This is a genomic window from Actinacidiphila acididurans (genome assembly GCF_016918855.1).
Classification (GTDB): domain Bacteria; phylum Actinomycetota; class Actinomycetes; order Streptomycetales; family Streptomycetaceae; genus Actinacidiphila; species Actinacidiphila acididurans.
In genome coordinates, this window is the sequence record NZ_JADKYB010000012.1 from 180907 (window position 1) to 200565 (window position 19659).

17 protein-coding genes are annotated in these 19659 nt (G+C 71.9%); 7 read left to right on the forward strand and 10 right to left on the reverse strand.

What is annotated here, in order from left to right:
• The first annotated feature begins 144 nt into the window (after positions 1-144).
• Genes kdpF through kdpC form a run of 4 tightly spaced genes read left to right on the forward strand, consistent with a single transcriptional unit; the run spans position 145 to position 4721 of the window.
• On the forward strand, positions 145-234 hold the full coding sequence (gene kdpF, locus ITX44_RS41345; protein WP_205359162.1) for a K(+)-transporting ATPase subunit F: 90 nt from the start codon (positions 145-147) through the stop codon (positions 232-234).
• Between the two features lies 1 nt (position 235).
• Entirely contained in the window at positions 236-1900 is a 1665-nt protein-coding gene (gene kdpA / locus ITX44_RS22735) for a potassium-transporting ATPase subunit KdpA (protein WP_205359163.1), read from the forward strand.
• On the forward strand, positions 1900-4038 hold the full coding sequence (gene kdpB / locus ITX44_RS22740) for a potassium-transporting ATPase subunit KdpB (protein WP_205359164.1): 2139 nt from the start codon (positions 1900-1902) through the stop codon (positions 4036-4038). The genes kdpA and kdpB overlap by 1 nt, the downstream gene beginning before the upstream one ends.
• Positions 4039-4091: 53 nt before the next feature.
• The gene (gene kdpC / locus ITX44_RS22745) at positions 4092-4721 is read left to right on the forward strand and encodes a potassium-transporting ATPase subunit KdpC (protein ID WP_307795438.1); all 630 of its coding nucleotides are present in this window, start codon (positions 4092-4094) and stop codon (positions 4719-4721) included.
• Positions 4722-4723: 2 nt separating this feature from the next.
• Here kdpC and ITX44_RS22750 read toward each other — a convergent pair whose 3' ends face one another.
• Positions 4724-5539: an SAM-dependent methyltransferase gene (locus ITX44_RS22750; protein ID WP_205359165.1), complete on the reverse strand. Its 816-nt coding sequence runs from the start codon at positions 5537-5539 to the stop codon at positions 4724-4726.
• A gap of 147 nt (positions 5540-5686) precedes the next feature.
• Here ITX44_RS22750 and ITX44_RS22755 point away from each other — a divergent pair, with 147 nt between their 5' ends.
• On the forward strand, positions 5687-7075 hold the full coding sequence (locus tag ITX44_RS22755; RefSeq protein WP_307795439.1) for a PP2C family protein-serine/threonine phosphatase: 1389 nt from the start codon (positions 5687-5689) through the stop codon (positions 7073-7075).
• A 123-nt stretch (positions 7076-7198) separates the two neighbouring features.
• Here ITX44_RS22755 and ITX44_RS22760 read toward each other — a convergent pair whose 3' ends face one another.
• The 9 genes from ITX44_RS22760 to ITX44_RS22800 all read right to left on the reverse strand — a co-directional run bounded on the left by ITX44_RS22760 (position 7199) and on the right by ITX44_RS22800 (position 17701).
• On the reverse strand, positions 7199-8035 hold the full coding sequence (locus ITX44_RS22760; protein WP_205359166.1) for an LLM class F420-dependent oxidoreductase: 837 nt from the start codon (positions 8033-8035) through the stop codon (positions 7199-7201).
• 77 nt (positions 8036-8112) lie between these two features.
• Positions 8113-9105, reverse strand: a complete 993-nt coding sequence (locus ITX44_RS22765; protein ID WP_205359167.1) for a zinc-dependent alcohol dehydrogenase family protein — start codon at positions 9103-9105, stop codon at positions 8113-8115.
• A gap of 218 nt (positions 9106-9323) precedes the next feature.
• Positions 9324-10154 (reverse strand): amidohydrolase family protein, encoded by an 831-nt coding sequence (locus ITX44_RS22770; protein WP_205359168.1) that lies wholly within the window; start codon positions 10152-10154, stop codon positions 9324-9326.
• Positions 10151-11338, reverse strand: coding sequence for an isocitrate/isopropylmalate dehydrogenase family protein (locus ITX44_RS22775; RefSeq protein WP_205359169.1), 1188 nt, complete (start codon positions 11336-11338; stop codon positions 10151-10153). The genes ITX44_RS22770 and ITX44_RS22775 overlap by 4 nt, the downstream gene beginning before the upstream one ends.
• Positions 11335-12579 carry an acyl-CoA dehydrogenase family protein gene (locus tag ITX44_RS22780; RefSeq protein ID WP_205359170.1) on the reverse strand — a complete coding sequence of 415 codons (1245 nt, stop codon included), beginning with the start codon at positions 12577-12579 and terminating at the stop codon, positions 11335-11337. The genes ITX44_RS22775 and ITX44_RS22780 overlap by 4 nt, the downstream gene beginning before the upstream one ends.
• 67 nt (positions 12580-12646) lie before the next feature.
• Positions 12647-13753 (reverse strand): acyl-CoA dehydrogenase family protein, encoded by a 1107-nt coding sequence (locus ITX44_RS22785; protein ID WP_205359171.1) that lies wholly within the window; start codon positions 13751-13753, stop codon positions 12647-12649.
• A 358-nt stretch (positions 13754-14111) separates the two neighbouring features.
• On the reverse strand, positions 14112-15056 hold the full coding sequence (locus ITX44_RS22790) for a hypothetical protein (RefSeq protein WP_205359172.1): 945 nt from the start codon (positions 15054-15056) through the stop codon (positions 14112-14114).
• Positions 15057-15858: 802 nt separating this feature from the next.
• On the reverse strand, positions 15859-16536 hold the full coding sequence (locus tag ITX44_RS22795; RefSeq protein WP_307795440.1) for a response regulator: 678 nt from the start codon (positions 16534-16536) through the stop codon (positions 15859-15861).
• A complete protein-coding gene (locus ITX44_RS22800) occupies positions 16529-17701 on the reverse strand; it encodes a sensor histidine kinase (protein ID WP_205359173.1) in 1173 nt (390 codons plus the stop codon). Before ITX44_RS22800 ends, ITX44_RS22795 begins: the two co-directional genes overlap by 8 nt.
• Before the next feature lie 394 nt (positions 17702-18095).
• Between ITX44_RS22800 and ITX44_RS22805 the strand changes: the two genes are divergently transcribed.
• Together ITX44_RS22805 and ITX44_RS22810 are read left to right on the forward strand one after the other, a co-directional pair.
• Positions 18096-19109 (forward strand): zinc-binding alcohol dehydrogenase family protein, encoded by a 1014-nt coding sequence (locus ITX44_RS22805; RefSeq protein ID WP_236061306.1) that lies wholly within the window; start codon positions 18096-18098, stop codon positions 19107-19109.
• A gap of 56 nt (positions 19110-19165) precedes the next feature.
• Positions 19166-19453 (forward strand): acylphosphatase, encoded by a 288-nt coding sequence (locus ITX44_RS22810; RefSeq protein WP_205359174.1) that lies wholly within the window; start codon positions 19166-19168, stop codon positions 19451-19453.
• Positions 19454-19659 lie beyond the last annotated feature (206 nt).

Genomic DNA, 19659 nt, shown 5'->3' on the forward strand with positions numbered 1-19659 from the left:
GTGCCGTCAAGCGCGGATTCGCCGAGCCAAGGCGACTCCTGAAGATGCGAGGTGCAGCGCGGCGATGGCGGACCTTGCCTTCATCGGCCTCACGATCCTGGTGTTCGCCGTGCTCGGACTGGTCGGCCGAGGGGTCGGCCGGCTGTGAGCGGGGACGACATCGTCGGGCTGATCATCGCCTCGGCGCTGGTGGTCTATCTCGTGCTGTGCCTGCTCTTCCCCGAGAGGTTCTGACGTGTCCGACACCCTCGGCGGCTGGCTGGAGATCCTCGCTCTCGCGGCGGCCGTCGCGCTGTCGTTCCGCCCGCTGGGCGACTACATGGCACACATCCTGACCTCCCGGAAGCACTGGCGGGTGGAGCGCCTGGTCTACCGGGCCGGTGGCATGGACGGGGACGCCGACCAGATCTGGACCGTCTACCTGCGCAGCGTGCTCGCCTTCTCGGCGGTCTCGGTCCTGTTCCTCTACGGCTTCCTGCGGCTGCAGAACCACCTGCCGCTCGCGCTGGGCACGCCCCAGATGTCGGCGTCCCAGGCGTTCAACACGGCCGCCTCCTTCGTCACCAACACCAACTGGCAGTCGTATTCGGGCGAAGCGGCGCTCGGGCACCTGGTGCAGATGACCGGGCTGGCCGTGCAGAACTTCCTCTCCGCCGCGGTGGGCATCGCCGTCGTCACCGCGTTCATCCGCGGCTTCACCCGCACCAGGACCGACCGGGTCGGGAACTTCTGGGTGGACCTGACCCGGGTGGTGGTACGGCTGCTGCTGCCGATGGCGTTCGTGTTCGCGATCGTACTGGTGGCCGCGGGGGTGATCCAGAACTTCCACGGCTTCCAGGACGCCACCGCCATCGCCGGCGGCTCCCAGAAGATCCCCGGCGGCCCGGTGGCCTCCCAGGAGGCCATCAAGGAGCTGGGCACGAACGGCGGCGGTTTCTACAACGCCAACTCCGCCCACCCCTTCGAGAACCCCACCGCCTTCACCAATCTGATCGAGATCTACCTGCTGCTGGTGATCTCCTTCTGCCTGCCGCGCACCTTCGGCGTCATGGTCGGCGACAAGCGGCAGAGCTGGACGATCGTGGCCGTGATGGTGCTGATCTGGGCCGCCTCGGTGACACTGATCACCGTCAACGAGCTGCACAGCATCAGCAGCACGGCCGGGCACGACGCCGGGGGCATGCTGGAGGGCAAGGAGCAGCGGCTCGGTGTCTGGGCCTCGGCGCTGTTCGCCGCCTCCACCACCCTGACGTCGACGGGCGCGGTCGATTCCGCGCACGACTCGTACTCGCCGGGCGGCGGCGGGATGACGATCTTCAACATGATGCTGGGCGAGATCGCGCCCGGCGGCACCGGCAGCGGCCTGTACGGCATCCTCGTCCTGGCGGTCATCGCGGTCTTCGTGGCGGGCCTGATGGTCGGCCGGACCCCGGAGTACCTGGGCAAGAAGCTCACCGGCCGGGAGATGCGGTTCGCCTCCCTCTACATCCTGACCACACCGGCCCTCGTCCTGGCCGGCGCCGGGATCGCGATGGCGCTGCCCGGGCAGCGCGCCGCGATGCTCAACTCCGGCCCGCACGGTTTCTCCGAGGTGCTCTACGCCTTCACGTCCGCCGCCAACAACAACGGCTCGGCCTTCGCGGGACTGTCCTCCAACACCACCTGGTACAACACCGCCCTCGGGCTGATCATGCTGGTGGGCAGGCTGCTGCCGATGGTCTTCGTGCTCGCCCTGGCCGGCTCGCTGGCCGGGCAGCGGCCCGTGCCGGTCACCGCGGGCACCCTGCCCACCCACCGGCCGCAGTTCGCCGGCCTGCTCACCGCGGTCGTCGTGATCGTGGTCGGTCTCACCTACTTCCCGGCGCTGGCGCTGGGTCCGCTCGCGGAAGGTCTGCGCTGATGGCCGTCAACCGCGGGAAGCCGGCCCACCGGGGCGGGACCGATCCGGCCCCCGGCGGGACCGGCCGGGTCTCCGGGGGGTTGCTCGACCCCCGGCAGCTGCTCCGGTCCTTCCCCGACGCGCTGCGGAAACTGGACCCGCGGGTGATGGCCCGCAATCCGGTGATGTTCGTGGTCGAGGTCGGGGCGGTCCTGACCACGGCTTTCGCGATCAAGACCCCGAGCGTGTTCGCATGGGTGATCACGGTGTGGCTGTGGCTGACCGTGGTGTTCGCCAACCTGGCCGAGGCGGTCGCCGAGGGCCGGGGCAAGGCGCAGGCCGAGACGCTGCGGAAGACCCGGACCGAGACGGTCGCGCGCCGGCTCGCGGACTGGCGGCGGGGCGACACCGCCCCGCGCGAGGAGTCGGTGCCGGCGGCCGGGCTGAAGCTGGGTGACCATGTGGTGGTCGAGGCCGGTCAGGTCATTCCCGGTGACGGTGACGTGGTCGAGGGGATCGCGTCGGTGGACGAGTCGGCGATCACCGGTGAGTCCGCGCCGGTGATCCGCGAGTCGGGCGGCGACCGGTCGGCGGTGACCGGCGGCACGAAGGTGCTGTCGGACCGGATCGTGGTGCGGATCACCTCCAAGCCGGGCGAGACGTTCATCGACCGGATGATCGCGCTGGTGGAGGGTGCTTCGCGGCAGAAGACGCCCAACGAGATCGCGCTGAACATCCTGCTGGCCTCGCTGACCATCGTGTTCCTGATCGCGGTCGTCACCCTCCAGCCCTTCGCGGTCTTCGCGGGTGCCCCGCAGTCGATCGTGGTGCTGGTGGCCTTGGTGGTCGCGCTGATTCCGACCACGATCGGGGCGTTGCTGTCGGCGATCGGCATCGCGGGCATGGACCGGCTGGTGCAGCGCAACGTGCTCGCGGTGTCGGGGCGTGCGGTGGAGGCGGCGGGCGACGTGAACACGCTGCTGCTGGACAAGACCGGCACCATCACCCTCGGCAACCGGCAGGCCGCCGAATTCCTCCCGGTCCAGGGCGTGGACCTCGAGGAACTCGCCGACGCCGCACAGCTCTCCTCGATCGCCGACGAGACGCCCGAGGGCCGCTCCATCGTGGTCCTGGCCAAGGAGCGGCACGCGCTGCGCGCCCGTACCGAAGGCGAACTCGCGCACGCCACCTTCGTGCCCTTCACCGCGGAGAGCCGGATGAGCGGGGTGGACCTCGACGATCCGCAGGAGCAGCGCGCGCTGCGCAAGGGCGCCGCGGCCTCCGTCATGACCTGGGTGCGCTCGGCCGGCGGACATCCCCTGGCGGACGTCGGCGGGATCGTGGACGGCGTCTCCGCCAGCGGCGGCACCCCGCTGGTGGTCGGCGAGGTCCTCCGGCAGCAGGACAGCTCGACGGCCCGGGTGCTCGGCGTCATCCACCTGAAGGACGTCGTCAAGGCGGGCATGCGGGAGCGGTTCGACGAGTTGCGGCGGATGGGCATCCGTACGGTGATGATCACCGGTGACAACCCGTTGACCGCGCGGGCGATCGCCGAGGAGGCCGGGGTCGACGACTTCCTGGCCGAGGCGACGCCCGAGGACAAGATGGCGCTGATCAAGCGGGAGCAGGCCGGCGGGAAGCTGGTCGCGATGACCGGCGACGGCACCAACGACGCGCCGGCGCTGGCCCAGGCCGACGTCGGAGTGGCGATGAACACCGGGACCTCGGCCGCCAAGGAGGCCGGGAACATGGTGGACCTGGACTCCAACCCCACCAAGCTGATCGAGATCGTCGAGATCGGCAAGCAACTGCTGATCACCCGCGGCGCCCTGACCACCTTCTCCATCGCCAACGACGTCGCCAAGTACTTCGCGATCATCCCGGCCATGTTCGCCCGGGTCGAGCCGGGTCTGGACAAGCTCAACATCATGAAGCTGCACAGCCCCACCTCGGCGATCGCGTCGGCGATCATCTTCAACGCCCTGATCATCGTGGTGCTGATCCCGCTGGCCCTGCGCGGCGTCCGCTACCGGCCCTCGTCCGCGGCCGCACTGCTCAGCCGCAACATCTGGATCTACGGCCTGGGCGGGCTGGTGGTGCCGTTCGCGGGGATCAAAGTCATCGACCTGATCGTCCAGTTCATCCCCGGATTGCGCTGACCGCAGCGGACCGGGCGACCGGTTGAGGACCGACCGACGAAGGAGGCGATCGCGTGGCCCGGATCATCGGTCCCCTGGCGCGCCAGCACCTGGCGGCGCTGCGGATCCTGCTGGTGTTCACCGTGATCACCGGCGCCCTCTACCCGCTGGCGGTCACCGGCATCGCCGAGGCGGCGTTCCCGCACCGCGCCAACGGTTCGCTCGTCTCGCAGAACGGCCACGTGATCGGCTCCAGCATGATCGGCCAGAACTTCGCCCTGCCCCCGCGCCGCGGACGGACCGTGCCGCCGCCGGACCCCAGGTGGTTCCAGCCGCGGCCGTCCGCGGCGGGCCCGAGCGGTTACGATCCGACCGCCTCCGGCGCCTCCAACCTCGGGCCCAACAACTCCGGCCTGATCGCCATGGTCAACCGGCGCCGCGCGGCCGTCGCCGCCTTCGACGGGGTGCCGCCCGGCTCCGTCCCCGTCGACGCCCTCACCGCCAGCGGCTCCGGCCTGGACCCTGACATCTCCCCGGCCTACGCCTACGAGCAGGTCCCGCGCGTCGCACGGGCCCGCGGCCTGCCCCAAGCCGTGGTGCACCACCTGGTCACCGCCCGCGTGCAGGGCCGGGCCCTGGGCTTCCTCGGCCAGAAGCACGTCAATGTCGTGAACCTCAACCACGACCTCAGCACGCTGAGGTGACGTCAGGCGTTCTTGCGGCCCACTCCCGCGTAGACCCAGTACTCGGAAGGGTTGGCGGGGACGTCGTCGGCGGCGTCGGGGCGCCACAGGGGGACGTACACCAGACCCGGGTCGACCAGGTCGAAGCCGGTGAACAGGGCGGCGATGCCGTCGTGGGAGCGGGCGGTCACCGGGGAGGTGGCGCGGGAGCGGTAGAGGTGGCCGACCGCGGCAGCGGTGTCCGGCCGGTCCTGGTCGGTGGCGTGGCTGATGGCCAGCCAGCTGCCGGCCGGCAGCCCGTCGCGGTAGGCGGCCACCAGGCCGTGCGGGTCCTCCTCGTGGGTGATGAAGTGGAGGATGGTGATCATCAGTACGGCGACCGGCTCGTCGAAGTCGATCAGCCGCCGCACCTGGGGGGCGTTCAGGACGTCGGCGGGCCGGCGGATGTCCGCGCTGAGGATGTCCGCGTTCGGGTCGCCGGCCAGCAGGGACGCGCTGTGCGCCACGGCCACCGGGTCGTTGTCGACGTAGACCACGCGGCTGCCGGGCGCGGCGGCCTGCGCCACCTCGTGGACGTTGCCCTGGGTGGGGATGCCGGACCCGAGGTCGATGAACTGGCGCACGCCCTGGTCCACCAGGAAGCGCACGGCCCGGCCCAGGAACGCCCGGTTGGCCCGGGCCAGGGCGCGGACCTGCGGGTCGATCGCGGTGAAGGCGGCCAGCGCCTCCCGGTCGATGTCGAAATTGTGCCGGCCGCCCAGCATGGCGTCGTAGATGCGGGCCACGCTCGCCCGGTTCGGATCCACGCCCTCCGGGACACTCCCGAACTCCCCTGCCACCGGCAACTCCTATGCAGATATTCACTCTTGAGGGATCATCATAGAATTCAGTCCGGCGATGCGCTGCGGGGGTTGCGAGCGTCGGTACGGGTGGTGCCGGACGGTGTCGGATGGTGCCGGACCGCCCGCATCTGCCTTGTGTCCGCCTTGTGTCTGCCTGGTGAAGGGGCGACCACCCTGAACGGAGCGCACGATCATTCCGGCGATCCCGCCGATGTCATAGGTTCCGCCCTCGACCTGCACGAGACCGGCAACCACGTCGTCCACTCGCTGGGCCCCGATTTCTGCGACGCGGTGTCGGTCTACCTGCTGGAACGGTGGGTGGCGGACGGGTCCGGCGGCACCTCGGCCGAAGCGCCGCAGGTGGAGGCGCGGCGGCTGGCCCTGCGGGTGGGCGCCGGCCTGCCCGCGGGGCCCGACGGGCTGCCCATCGACCAGGTGCTGGTCTTCCCGCGCGACACGCCGTACGCCCGCGCGCTGAGCACCGGGAACGCCCAGCTGCTCGACGCCTTCGACCCGCACACCACCGACCGGCTGGCCGGCTCCGGCCCGGCGGACACCCGCATCGACGACCTGCTGCGTACCACCACCTCCTTCGTGGTGGTCCCGCTGCTGCTCAAGGGCGAGGCGATCGGCTTCGTGGCCGCCACCCGCGGGCCGCGCCTGCCGCTGTTCACCCGGCCGGACACCGACCGGATCGCGCTGCTGGCCGCCCGGGCCGCGGTCGCGCTGGACAACGCCCGCCGCTACGAGCACGAGCGGCGCACCGCGCTGGCCATCCGCAGAAGCCTGGTGCCGGTCACCGGCCTGGCCTTCGACGGCTGCCGGGTGGCCCACGGCTACCGGCCCGCCGGGCGCGACGGCATCATCGGCGGCGACTGGTACGACGTGTTCCCCCGGCCCGGTCGGCGCACCGGCCTGATCGTCGGCGACGCCATGGGGCACGGCCCGGAAGCGGCCGTCGCCATGATCCAGTTGCGCATGGCCGCCCGTACGCTGGCCGGCCTGGACATCCCGCCCGGCGAACTGCTGCGCCGGCTCGACGACCTGGCCGCCGAGACGCCCGGGGCGTCCTTCGCCACCTGCACGTATGTGGAGTGGGACGCCGAACTGCACACCTGCACGGTGATCGGCGCGGGCCACCCGCCGGCGCTGGTCCGCCGGAGCGACGAGCCGGCCCGGCCGGTGACGCTCGACCCGGGCCTGCCGCTGGGGCTGCTCAGCGCGGCACACGCCGAGCCGACCGTCCTGAAGATCGACCGGCCGACCCTGCTGCTGCTCTACAGCGACGGCGTGGTGGAGACCCGGCACTCGGACATCGACACGGGGATAGAACAGCTCGGCCGGGCCCTGGACACCGCGCTTGCCGGCGAGTTGGAGCGGACGCGGGGCCCGGGGGAGGAGGACGGGCCGGCGGACCTGAGCCGAGTGGATCTCCAGCCGCTGTGCGACGCGCTGATCCTGGCCGCGCCCATCGACGCGACCTGCGACGACCGTACGGTCCTGCTCGCCGAACTCACGCCGCTGCGGCCCTGATCCGGCGGCCCCGTAGAGACGAGGACGCCGTGCGCCCCGGGTCGGCCCCGGTGAGCGCACGGCGTCCTGACCTCGCGTACGCGAGACCTCGCCCATGTGAGGACGGCCGGAACCGGCCCCGGCTCAGCCCTCCTTGAGGCGGGAGCCCAGCGTCCGCGCGATGCGGTCCACGAGCTTGACCGCCTCGGCGTACGGCGTCGGCCGGATCCAGAACAGCGTCCGGTCGGTGCCGGCCTTGGCGTAGAGGTCCACGTCCTCCACCTCGCCGCCGAACAGCGTGACCGGGATCGGGTCGTCCGAGCCGGGCTTGCGGACCTCCGCCTTGAAGCGGGCGATGTCCGCGACCACGGTCGGCCGCAGCATCGGGATCCACTCGTCACCGTAGGCGACGACGCGCTTGGCGACGTTCGGGCCGTTGCCCGCGACCAGGATCGGCGGGTACGGACGCTGCACCGGCTTGGGCCAGGAGGTGACGACGTCGAAGTTGACGAATTCGCCGTGGTAGGAGGCGACGTCCCGGGTCCAGATCTCGCGCATGGCCTCGGTGCGCTCGCGCATGATGTCCCAGCGGTCCTCCGGCTTGAAGCCGTGGTTGCGCATCTCCTGGAAGATCCACCCGGGGCCGATGCCGAAGTTCATCCGGCCGTTGGACAGCACGTCGACCGAGGCGACCTGCTTGGCGGTGACGATCGGGTCGCGCTCGGGCACCAGCAGCACAGCCGTCCCCAGTTGCAGGGTGGTGGTCTGCTCGGCGGCCGCGCCGAGGGCGACGAACGGGTCCATGCCGATCTTGAACTCCTCGGGCAGCCCCGCGACGTCGAAGTACTCCTTCGTCGTGGCGGGGATGTGGGTGTGATCGGGGTAGAACAGCGATTCGTACCCCCGGTCCTCGAGGAGCCGGCCGAAGTCGCCGGGGCGAATGGCGTCCTTGGACGGGAACATGATGAATCCGAACTTCATGACAGGCCGATCTGCTGGGAAGCGGGTCGTGGGCGAGGGAAAAACAATGAGGGGGGCCGCGCGGGAGCCGAGGGGAATCAGGACACGGTGACGACGACCTTTCCGACCTGCTCCTCGGACTCGAGGAAGCGGTGGGCGTCGACGATCCGGCTGAGCGGGAAGGTGCGGTCGATCACCGGCTCGAGGGCGCCGGAGACCACTCCTTCGGTGATCGCCGCGGTGGCGGGCGCCAGCCGGGCCGGGACCTTGGTGACCTCGAACAGGGTGTAGCTGCGCATGGAATAGTTCTGCATCGTCTCCGGCCCCGGGAAGGGGGTCGGCTGTCCGCTGAGGTTGCCGTGGACGAAGTGGATGCCGCCGGGTGCCACGATGCGGGCCAGTTGACGCACGCCCGGTCCCGCGACGGCGTCGAACACGAACCGGGCGCCCGCGCCGCCGGTGGCCGCCATCACTCCCGCCACCAGGTCCTCCCGGTCGGTGGCGACCACCGCGTCCGCGCCCAGCGCGGCGAGCTGCTCGCGCTTGGCGCTGGTGCGGGTGACCGCGATGGGCAGCCCGCCCAGGGACTTGACCAGGCGCATGGTGGCGATGCCCACGCCGCTGGAGGCGGCATTGATCACCACCGCGTCACCGGCCCGCAGGCCGCCGATGTCGACCAGCGCCCCGTACGCGGTCAGGGTGGCCATCCACACCGCGGCGCCGGTAATGGCGCTCACGGACTCCGGGCGGCGCACCACGGCGGCGGCCGGTACGACGACGAGCTCGCCGTACGTCCCGTAGTCCCGCATGGAGAAGGCCGGAACGACGGCCACCGGGTCGCCCTTGGCGATGCCGTTCACCCGCGGGCCGATCGCCTCGACGACCCCGGCGGCCTCGTACCCGATCAGCGAGGGCAGGGAGCGGGGCTGGTCCATGTACCTGCCGAGGCGGAAGTTGACCTCGGCCCGGTTGAGGCCGATGGCCTCCACCCGGATCAGGACCTCCTCCGGCCCCGGTTCGGGATCGGGCAGGTCCTCGAGCCGCAGGACCTCCGGGCCGCCGAGTTCGTGGAAACGAACGGTGAGCGCCATTTCGCCTTTCCGCTTCTTTCTGCTGGTTCCGGGTTTCCGGGCCGTCCGGCTGTGCCGCCGGTCGTTCCGGGTGCTGTCGGCATCGTGCTGTCGGCACCTGTGGTTCCTGGTGCTGCTGTGGTGCCGTGTCTGTCAGCAGTTATACCGATACGTGCCACAGTCACCGATCGTTTTCGGCCACCTGCTGACCGGTTCCCTGCGGTCGGTCCGTGAGCGGCTCATTCCGGCCACCCCAGCCAGTCCGACAGGGCCGTGCCGAGGATGCGTTCGGCGTCCTTCTCGTCCAGGAAGGGCAGGCCCGCCACGTGGTCCAGGCACTCGCGGTAGGTGCAGGGCAGCCGGGTCAGGTCGGAGCCCCAGAACACCCGGTCCGGGCCGAACGCGTCGACGACCCGCCGCAGCGGGTCGTCCAGGTCCCGGAAGGGATACGGCTCGGCCGAACTCGCCGGCAGACAGGACGCCTTGACGGCGACCCGCGGATGGACGGCCAGCGCGAGCAGGTCGTCCAGCTCGGCGAAGGCCGCCGGGCCGGTGACGTCGGTGGGCAGCGCCAAGTGGTCGACGGCGAGCCGCAGGCCGGGGTGGCGGGCGGCCACCACCCCGACCTGCGGCAGCTGACCCGGCGGGTACAGGGCCACCGGGATGTCCGCGGCCTCCAGCGCCGGCCACAGCGCGTCCAGCGCGCCGGAGGCGAACAGCTCGCGGTGCGGCGGGCGGTGGAAGGTGAGCCGCAGTCCGGTCATCCCGGGCTGCGCCTTCCAGTCCGCCACCGCCGCGAGCGCGCGGTCCGGATCGGTCACGTCGAGCCGGCCCATCACCGCGAACCGGTCCGGATACCGCTGTGCGGCGGCCAGCGCGAGGTCGTTGCGGTCGCCCTCCCAGGACGGCGGGACCAGCACGGCCCGGTCCACCCCGGCGCCGTCCATCGCCGCCAGCAGCTCGGCCGCGTCGTACGGCCGGGCGCGGTGCGCCGAACCGGCGGTGCCGGGCGGCCACGGCCGCCCGGCTGAAGGCTCGCCCCACAGGTGGAGCTGCGCGTCGACGATCACGAAGCCGCCCGGGCCGGCAGGTGCTCGGCCAGTTGGTCCACCACGGCGCTGGTCACCGCGGTCATGGGCGCGGCCCGCTCGGTGCCCACCAGGTCGTACGTCAGCGGCTCCCCGGCGGCGAGCACGTCGCAGACCGCGGCCTCCACCGCCCCGGCCGCCCGCAGGAGCTCCGGGTCGGAGCGCCGGGTGCCCAGCCACAGCAGGGCCTGTCCGGCGCTGAGGATCGACGCCAGCGGGTTCACCCGGTTCTTGCCGGCGTGCTTGGGCGCCGAGCCGTGAATGGGCTCAAACATGCCGTGCCGGGCGCCGACATTGCAGCCCACCGAGACGCCCATGCCGCCCTGGAGGGCGGAGCCGAGCTCGGTGATGATGTCGCCGAACATGTTGGGCGCGACGACCACGTCGTAGTGCTCGGGACGCCGCACCAGCCACTGGGTGAAGGCGTCGACCAGGATGGTCTCCACCTCCACCTGCGGGTACTCGGCGCCGACCTCCTCCAGGACCTTCACGAACAGCCGGCACCCGTACAGGATGTTGTCCTTGACCACGGCCGTCACCCGGCGGGTCTTGTCACCGGGAGCGCCCTCGCGGGCCATCGCGGTCTCGAAGGCGAGCCGGATCACCCGCTCGGAGGAGGCCCGGGTGACGATACGGGTGTCGGTGGCGACCTGGGCGACCCCGCCGGGGGCCAGGATGCCGCCGGAACCGGCGTACAGGTCCTCGGTGTTCTCCCGGATGAAGACCATGTCGACGTTCTCCGGGTCCCACACCTGCTTGTGGCTGCCGGAGACGTAGTGCCGCACCCCGGGGTAGAGCTTGACCGGGCGAACGTTGGCGTACAGGTCCAGCTTGATCCGGTTGCCGACGATGGCCGACCAGCCGGCCATCTTGCCGTCGGAGCGCAGCAGGCTGCCGTGGCCGCCCTCCTGGGCGGGCAGGCCGATGGCGCCCAGCAGGATGGCGTCGGCCGAGGCGCAGCGCTCCTCGCTGCCCTCCGGCCAGTCCCGGCCGTGCTCGCGGTAGTAGGCCGCGCCGGCCGGGATCTCGTCGAAGTCGAAGCGCAGGTCGGTCAGCCCGCCGACCGCCTCCAGCACCTGCACGGCCTGGGCGGTCACCTCCCCGCCGATGCCGTCACCGGGCAGCAGGGCGATCCGGTACGGGTCCGCGGCGGGCGCGGCGGTCACGGCCGCACCCCGGCGGAGGCAGCGGCCAGCCCGGAAGGGCCGTCCAGCAGGCCGGTCGCGGACAGCCAGTCGAACTCCTGGAAGGTGGTGATGTCCAGGCCGTCGGCCGCGGCCACCAGTTCCCGCAGCCGGTTGGAGGTGAAGCCGCCGATCACGTTCATCGGCGCGTCCCGGTACATGCGCTCCACCGCGTGATCGGGGGTCAGCGCCCACGAGCCGTGGATCTGCACCGAGGACTGCACCACGCGGACCGCCATCTCGGTGGCGTACGGCTTGAGCATGGCGATCAGCTCGTACACCGAGCGGCCCTCGGTGCGGTGCCAGGAGGCGCGCCAGGCCAGCAGCCGGGCGGCGTCGATCTCGGCGCGGGCGGCGGCGATCTGCGCCTGCACGCCCTCCATGTGGGCCAGCGGGCGGCCGAAGGCGACGTGGTCCGAGGCGTGTTCGACGGCCGCCTGGAGCGCGTTCTCGGCCAGGCCGATGGCGCAGATCGAGATGAACAGCCAGCCCCAGGCCATGGCCTGGGCGAACTCCGCCTGCGGCACCGGAACGACGTCCTCGCGCCGGATCGGCACGTTGTCGAAGGTGATCCCGCCCCACGGCATCGCCCGCAGGCCCATGTGCGGCATGTCGTACTGGCCGACGCCCTCCTGGCGCAGGTCCACGAAGGCGAAGCACCAGTCGTCCGGGCCGGGCCCGGAGCCGTCCGCCGAGCCGTCGAAGCGGGCGAACACCACGCCGAGGTCGGCGTTGGGGCCGTTGGTGATGCGCGCCTTCTCGCCGCTGATCACCCAGCCGTCGCCGGAGGGCGCGGGCGTGACCACCGTACGGTACGTGCCCGCGTCGCTGCCGGAGGTGCGTTCCACCACCGCGAAGGCGGCCAGCTTCTCGCCGCTGAGCAGCGGGTCGAGCAGCCGGCGGTGCTCGACCTTGTCGCCGTAGGAGCTGATGATCTTGCCGCACACCAGGGTGGACATGGTGGCCGACCAGTACGAGCCGCCGCAGGCGCGGGCCAGGGTCTCCATGATCTGCGCCTGCGTGACGCCGTCCAGGCCCAGGCCCCCGATGTCCTCGGTGTGGAAGGCCCGCAGGTAGTCGCTGGCGACGATGTCCTGCCAGTTCTCCGGCGGCATGCCGCCGGCCTTGTCCGCCTCGGTCGCCCGCTGCGCGACGCCCGCCTGGAAGCGCCGCTCGAACTCGGCCACGAGCGCGGTGTCCACACTGTCCGTTGAGAAGTCCATGCTCACTCCGTAAGTAGTCGTCGTCGGGCGGACGTCCGGTGCGGCGTCCTGGTCCGGGCGGGCGCCGTCAGCCCAGGCCCAGAACCGAGGCGGCGACGGCGGAACGGGTCAGGTCGGTGCCGTGGGCGGCGTGCTCGAGCCGGGTCAGCGCGCGGTCGGCGGCCTCGGCCGCCGGGTCGGGCCAGCGGTCGGCCAGGGCGAGCACCCGGGTGACGTCGGTCAGCGTGGCGCGCGCGCCGCGGACCGTGAACAGCTTGGCGACTGCCGTGTCCTGACGGCCCGGCTGCTCCTGGTGGTCCAGCTCCCAGGCGGCCCGGTACACCAGGCCGGTGGCCAGCTCGATCCGGCTGCGGCTGTCGGCCAGGGAGAAGCGCAGGTCCTGGAAGCGCTGCACCGGGCGATCGAGGAACTCGGCGTTCAGCGCCGCGTCCAGCGCGCGGTCCAGCAGGGTGCGCAGCACGCCGATCCAGGTGGCCGAGGTGATGGTGGCGTCGAGGGCGAGCAGCAGCGGCAGCAGCTCGCGGTAGGCGGCGTCGGGGGTGCCCAGCAGCGCGCCGGCCGGCACCTCGACCCCGTCGAAGGTGACGTTGCCCAGGCCCTCACCGGTGTCGGTGACGCCCAGGCCGGGCGTGTCGCGGGGGACGGCGAACGCGGTGGCGGCGGTCGGGCCGGTGGCGGCGGTGACCAGCAGCAGGCCGGCGAAGGGGGCGTTGACCACGTCGGTCTTGGTGCCCTCCAGCAGCCAGCCGCCGTCGGGGCGAACCGTGGCGGTCAGCGCGCGGTTGGCCCGCGCCGCGCCGCCGGCCAGCTCGTAGGAGGACAGCGCGGTGATCAGGCTGCCGTCGGCGATGCCGGGCAGCAGGCTGCGCCGCTGCTCGTCGGTGCCCAGCTTGTCCAGCGCGACGGCGGACAGGACGGCGTGCGTGCTCAGCGCGGACGCCAGGGCCGCGCCTGCGCCCTGGCCCAGGCCCTCCCACAGCGCGGACAGCTGCGAGACGTCCAGCGCGCGGCCGCCGGCGTCGGCCGGCAGCGCGACGGCGGCCAGACCCTTGCCGGTCAGGGTGCGGAAGACGTCCTCGGTGACCTCGGCGCGCGGCTCGCCGGACACCGGACCGGCCAGGTCCAGGCCCTCGCTCCTGAGCCGCTCCTGCTCTTCGGTGAACGTGAATTCCATGGCCTTGCGGGCTCCTTCGGTGAACCGGTGGACGCGCAGGTCGGGCACGCGCGAGTCGGGTGCGCGGTCGGGACGCGCCGGCCGGGGGTTCGCGGCCGGCGCACGCGCGGGTCGGGCGGTCGAGCCGCGCCGAACCGCCCTGCTCCGGGTGCACGGTCCGGAGCAGGGCGGCGGCACTTCGGCCGGTGGAAACCGGCCGGTGACCGGCGGAACGACGGGCCCGGCGAGCCGCACAGGTCGGCCCTGCGGCACGGCCGACCGGGTCGGGCCCGCGATGCCGGTCGGTCCGGTGCCGGACGGGCCCGGGCGCTCAGGGCAGGACGCCCGGGCCGTGCCGGCCGGACCGTGACCTCGGCGGTCAGACCTTGACGGGCAGGATGCGCTGCGGGGAGGTCTCGCCGATGTAGTCCGCCTTGATGCCGGACTTCTGCAGGTACTCCAGACCCAGGGCGACGCGCTGGACGCGCTTCTCGATGGTGGTCTGGTTCACCGGGTCGGACGGGTGACCCTGGGCGCTGGCACCCATCTTGAGCATCATCGGGGAGCCGATCTGGACCAGCTCGGGCACCTCCGTGAACCGGATGAACCCGCCCTTCTGGCCGTACACGTCGGTCGGGATGTCCAGCACCAGGTTCGGGGACGCCTTGCGCATCTCCTGGAACACCGGCAGGCCCAGGTCGTGAATGGTGGTGACGCTGTCGGCGCCGTTCTCCTCGTAGATCTTGGAGGTGAACGGGTTCGACACGATGCAGTGCGAGGACGCCTTGAACTGGGTCTCGGCCGGGATCGCGCCGGTGTCCCGCATGGTCTTCAGCATCCGCATCACGCCGAGGTCGTACGCGATCAGGCCGCGGCAGCCCAGCTCGGTGAGCCGGATCGCCTCGTCCGCGGAGACGGCCAGCGCGTCGTTGTTGTTGACGCGGCGGCCCTGCGAACCACCGAAGCCGCCGCGGTAGAAGGCGGCCTTGCGGTCGTACTCCGGCCGGGGGCCGAGGGCGAAGACCATGCCCACGCCGTTCTCACGGCACAGGTCCAGCATGTCCTTGACCTCGGCGTCCGACAGCAGGAAGGCGCCCAGGGTCTCGTTGAACCGGGTGACCGGAAGACCCTCGCGCTGCAGCAGGGTCAGGGTCGCTTCCAGCACCTTGAAGGAGTTGATGACGGGAACTTCGACGCCGTAGTGGCCGCCACCCTCGAACTGGCTGGTCGAGGCCTCCAGGGGGATCTCGTCGCTGTACGCGAGGTTGTTGCTGCGCAGCCAGTCGCGGCCACGGGAAGCGCCGCGGGAAATGAGGTCGGTCAAGGTCTCTCCTCGGTTAGGAACCCGAACGGTGCAGGCAGACGGTGGTGCACGGTGGGGGCAGGCGTAATGCCGCCCCGAGGATCACGCTCGTACCCAAGGTCGTGCGGCGTCACGGACCACAGCCCGTCACGCTGAGGTGTGCGGATACTGAGGGGAGGAAGGCGGCCGATGCCGCACGGTCGCAGGGCGCAGCAGCCCCTGTGACCGACATGCCGGACCGACCCCGTTGTCCCCCCGTGTGTCAGTGCCGCTGCGGGCCGTCATTGCCCCGGCGGACGGTATTCGCTCACCTCGCGGCCGGCGCGGTCGCCGCCCGGAAGCGGCGGCGACCGGCACCTTGTGCGCGGGGGAGGGCCGGGAATCCGCCGTACCGGCGGGGCCGGACCGGATCGGCCCGGAGACCGGCCGGTGACGCTCCCCTGGTCGCTCGCACGGCACTCATGCTAGGACTCGGGCACCTGCCGTCTGAATAGTCCTCGGAGGCAACGCGGGTTACCTCTTGGCGGTATTCCGATCCCTCTAAAGACACATGCCGGGCCACCCCTTGGGGGTGTGCGCCCGCCGCGCGCCGTACCGCAACCTTGGCCCTGCGTGCGGATTCAGGACGAGGGAGGAGACGGTGGCAGGGACAGGCGGGAGCGGCAGGGCGTACTCCTCGCGGCGCAGGCCGCCGAAGAATCGGCCACTTCCCCGGCGCCCGGTTTTCACAGCCCGTTCACCGGGCACCGGGCGGCGAGGACGACCCGGGCACGGCGCAGCGCCGGGTGCGGTCGGGCACCCGGCGTGGACCGAACGGCAGGCCTCAACGGGGCGGCACCAGGTCGTCCGCCCGGCCCGGCGCGGGGATCAGCGAGCGGGCCACCGCCTTGTTCACCGCGTCGATCCGGGAGACCGCGCCCAGCTTCTCGAACACGTTGCGCAGATGCCGCTTGACGGTACCCTCGGCGATGCCGAGCTTGATGGCGATCTGGCGGTTGCTCAGCGCCCGCCCCGCCAGGGTCAGCACCTCGATCTCCCGCAGCGTGAGGCCCCCGTGCAGTTCCGGCTCGGCCGCCGACGGCTCCAGGCTGGCGGCGGAGACCGACACCGTCACGGTGCGGCGGCCGCCGGCCTGGCGCTCGCGGATCGCGGAGACCAGGGTCTCCCGGCTGACGCTCTTGTGCAGATAACCGTGCACCCCCAGCGACAGCAACTCCCGGACCAGCGGCTGGCTGTCGTCCATGCTGAGCACGATGATGCGGGCCTCGGGAAGCTGCATCAGGATGCACCGCACGGTGGTGGCCGGGTCGTTCTCCGGCATCTCTATGTCGAGGATGACCACGTCGGGCCGGTACTGCCCGGCCAGGCGCACCGTCTCGGTGCCGGTCGCGGCCTGGGCCACCACGTCGAAGTCCGGCTCGGCGGCCAGCAGGTCGCTGAGCGCCTGGCGCAGCAGGGTGTGGTCGTCGGCGACCAGGATGCTGATGGTCCCCTCAGCCACCGGCACCCCCGTCGTCGAAGGGCATCGACATGGTGATGCGGGTGCCGACCTCGGGGGCGCTGCTGATGTTCAGCGAGCCGTGCAGCAGATGGACCCGCTCGGCCATGACCCCCAGCCCGTTGCCGCCCTCCCCGAGAGCGGCCTGGTCGAAGCCCTTGCCGTCGTCGATGACCTCGGCCCGGATGTGGCCGGGGACGACGTCGACACTCGCCACCACATTGGTGGCCGAGGCGTGCCGCAGGGCGTTGCGCAGGCACTCGCGGATCAGCAGGAACAGCTCCTCCGCCAGCCACCCCGGTAGCCGATCCTCCGGCCCCTCCACCCAGATCCGTATGCGGCAGCCGGTGTCCTCGGTGGTCTCCGCGAACCGGCGCAGGGCGAGGGACAGCGAGCCGGCGACATTGGGCCGGCGCAGCTCGGTCACCAGCCGGCGGCTGGTGTCCAGCGCTTCGGCGAGCGCCGCCTTCGCCGCCCGGATCTGCGGGCCGATGTCGGCGCCCGCCCGGCCGGCCAGCACCTCGTGCAGCTCGAGCTGCCGCATGGCCAGGCTCAGGGAGTTGCCGAACTCGTCGTGGATCTCCCGGGCCAGCCAGCGCCGGTTCTCCTCGTGCAGTTCCTTGACCCGAGTGAGCGAGATCTTGTCGCAGCCGACCGTGCCGGCCTCCAAGCGGCTGCCGACGCCCTGGTGCAGGGAGCGCACGGCGGCGGCGTAGCCGGCCACCGCGGCCCGGGCGAACTCCTCCCCCTCGTCCGGCTGGTCCGGATCCGGGCCGGCGGGCGCGACGACGGCCCGGCCGATGGCGTCCATGACCACCTCGGTCAAGGCGGTGTAGGACTGGACGAACTGGGTCAGCCGCAGGCCGAGCCGCGTGACGCGGTCACTGTCCGGGGCCACCTGGCCCCAGGTCTGCGGCGCCGAGACGATCGTGGTCCCCTGGGCGAGACTGTCCGCGCAGTCGACGATGATCCGCCGGGCCTGCTCCTCGGCCCAGTACCAGGCGTCGGGGTCGTCGGACACGGGACCGTAGATGTCGTGTAATCGCTGTGCGAAGAGCTGAAGTATCCGCGCCTCCTGGTCGAGAAGCTGCTGCGCCGGCGTCCGTCCCCGCTCGGGTGGACGGGTGGTGCTCGCCGTGCCGGAAGATCGTGCTCCGTCCCTCTCCATCCGTGTACTCCCCCTGAGACATCACAGGTGCACGCGACCTGAAGTCACTCTAAATAAATGATCATATGCAAAGAGCAATGCACCCCCCATATGTGTTCGACGGCACATGTCAAACGGTAATGCCATCGAAGACCCCTCCTGGGGCATACGCCTGCGAGCAGCCAACGAACTGCGGGACCTCCGGTGTTCCGCGCGGGGGTGCGCCGAGGGAAGGACCGCCGGAAGATGGCGGTGGACACGCGACAGAAGCTGACAGAAGCAGACAGACGGACACCGGGCGGCGCCGGCGTACGACGCGGGTGGACGGACGAAAGCCGACATACGACGCCGGCGGACGACGCCCGCAGACGACGCAAAAACGCCGAAGGTGCCGCCGGACGAGAAGGAGCATGCCATGGCAGGGCACATGAAGGCCGTCGCCTCCTACCGGGGGCTGCCGGTGGAGGACCCGGAGTGCCTGCGGGACGTCGAGGTGCCGGTGCCGCAGCTGCGCCCGCGGGACGTCCTGGTACGGGTGGCGGCCGTCTCGGTGAACCCCGCGGACGTCAAGCTCCGCGCCTCCCTGACCCCCTCCGACCAGCCACGCGTCCTGGGCTTCGACGCGGCCGGCACGGTGGAGGCGGTGGGCCCGGAGGTGACGACGCTCGCGGCCGGCGACGAGGTCTGGTACGCGGGGGACGTCACACGGGCGGGCAGCAACGCCGAACTCCAGGCGGTCGACGAGCGGGTGGTGGCCCGTAAGCCCGAGAGCCTGTCCTTCGCCGAGGCCGCCGCGCTGCCGCTGACCACCATCACCGCGTGGGAGACGCTGTTCGAGCGCTTCGGCCTGGACGCCTCGTCCCGGGGCACGCTGCTGGTGCTGGGCGGGGCCGGCGGCGTCGGGTCGGTGCTGGTCCAGCTCGCCAAGGAGCTCACCGGGCTGCGGGTGCTCGTCTCGGCGAGCCGGCCGGAGTCCCGGCAGTGGGCCACCGCGATGGGCGCCGACGCCCTCGTCGACCACCACGACCTGGTGGCCACCACCCTGCGGGAGGTGCCCGACGGGCTGGACTACCTGTTCAGCCCGCACTCGCGCGGCAACATCGAGGCGTACGCGCGGATCGTCCGGCCGTTCGGCCACATCACCGGCATCGACGAGCCCGAGGGCCTGGACCTGCTGCCCCTGAAGTCCCGCAGCATCGCCTGGCACTGGGAGTTCATGTTCACCCGGACGATGTACGGCACGCCGGACATGATCCGGCAGAAGGAACTGCTGGAGGACGTGGCCGCCCTGGTGGACGACAAACGGATCCGTACCACCATGACGACGACGATCGACGACTTCGGCGCGGCCGGGCTGCGCGAGGCGCACCGGCTGGTGGAGTCCGGGCACGTCACGGGCAAGGTCGTGGTGGCGCGCCGGGCCGCGTGATCCACTGATCCCCTGGCGGGAGGCGTCCCCGGAATCCTTCACGAGGAGGCATCGGCATGAGCGTGCGTACCCATGTCCTGGTCACCGGCCTGGTCCAGGGCGTCTTCTTCCGCGACACCTGCCGGCGGGCGGCCCGCGAGGCGGGTGTCGCGGGGTGGGTGCGCAACCTGACCAACGGCCAGGTGGAGGCGGTCTTCGAGGGCGAGCCCGAGCCCGTCCACCGGATGAGCGAATGGGCCGCCCGGGGCTCGGACGCCGCCCGCGTGGACCGCGTCCGGTCCTGGCAGGAGGAGCCCGAGGGCCTGAGCGGCTTCGAGGTGCTGCCGGACGGGGTGCCGGCGTAGGGGGGATGGCGGTACGCCGGGGGTTGCGCTGCCCCGGCCGCGGTTGAGCCGGGCCGATCCGGGCTTGGCGGGGGACTCCGCGGTGGTCCGGGCTTGGCTGACGCACTCCGGGCAGGTCCGGGCTTGACCGGGACACTTCGCGGTGGCACTGCGCGCCCGCACCGGCCCGGACCTCGCGCGGCCCGAGGCTCGTGAACCGCCACGCC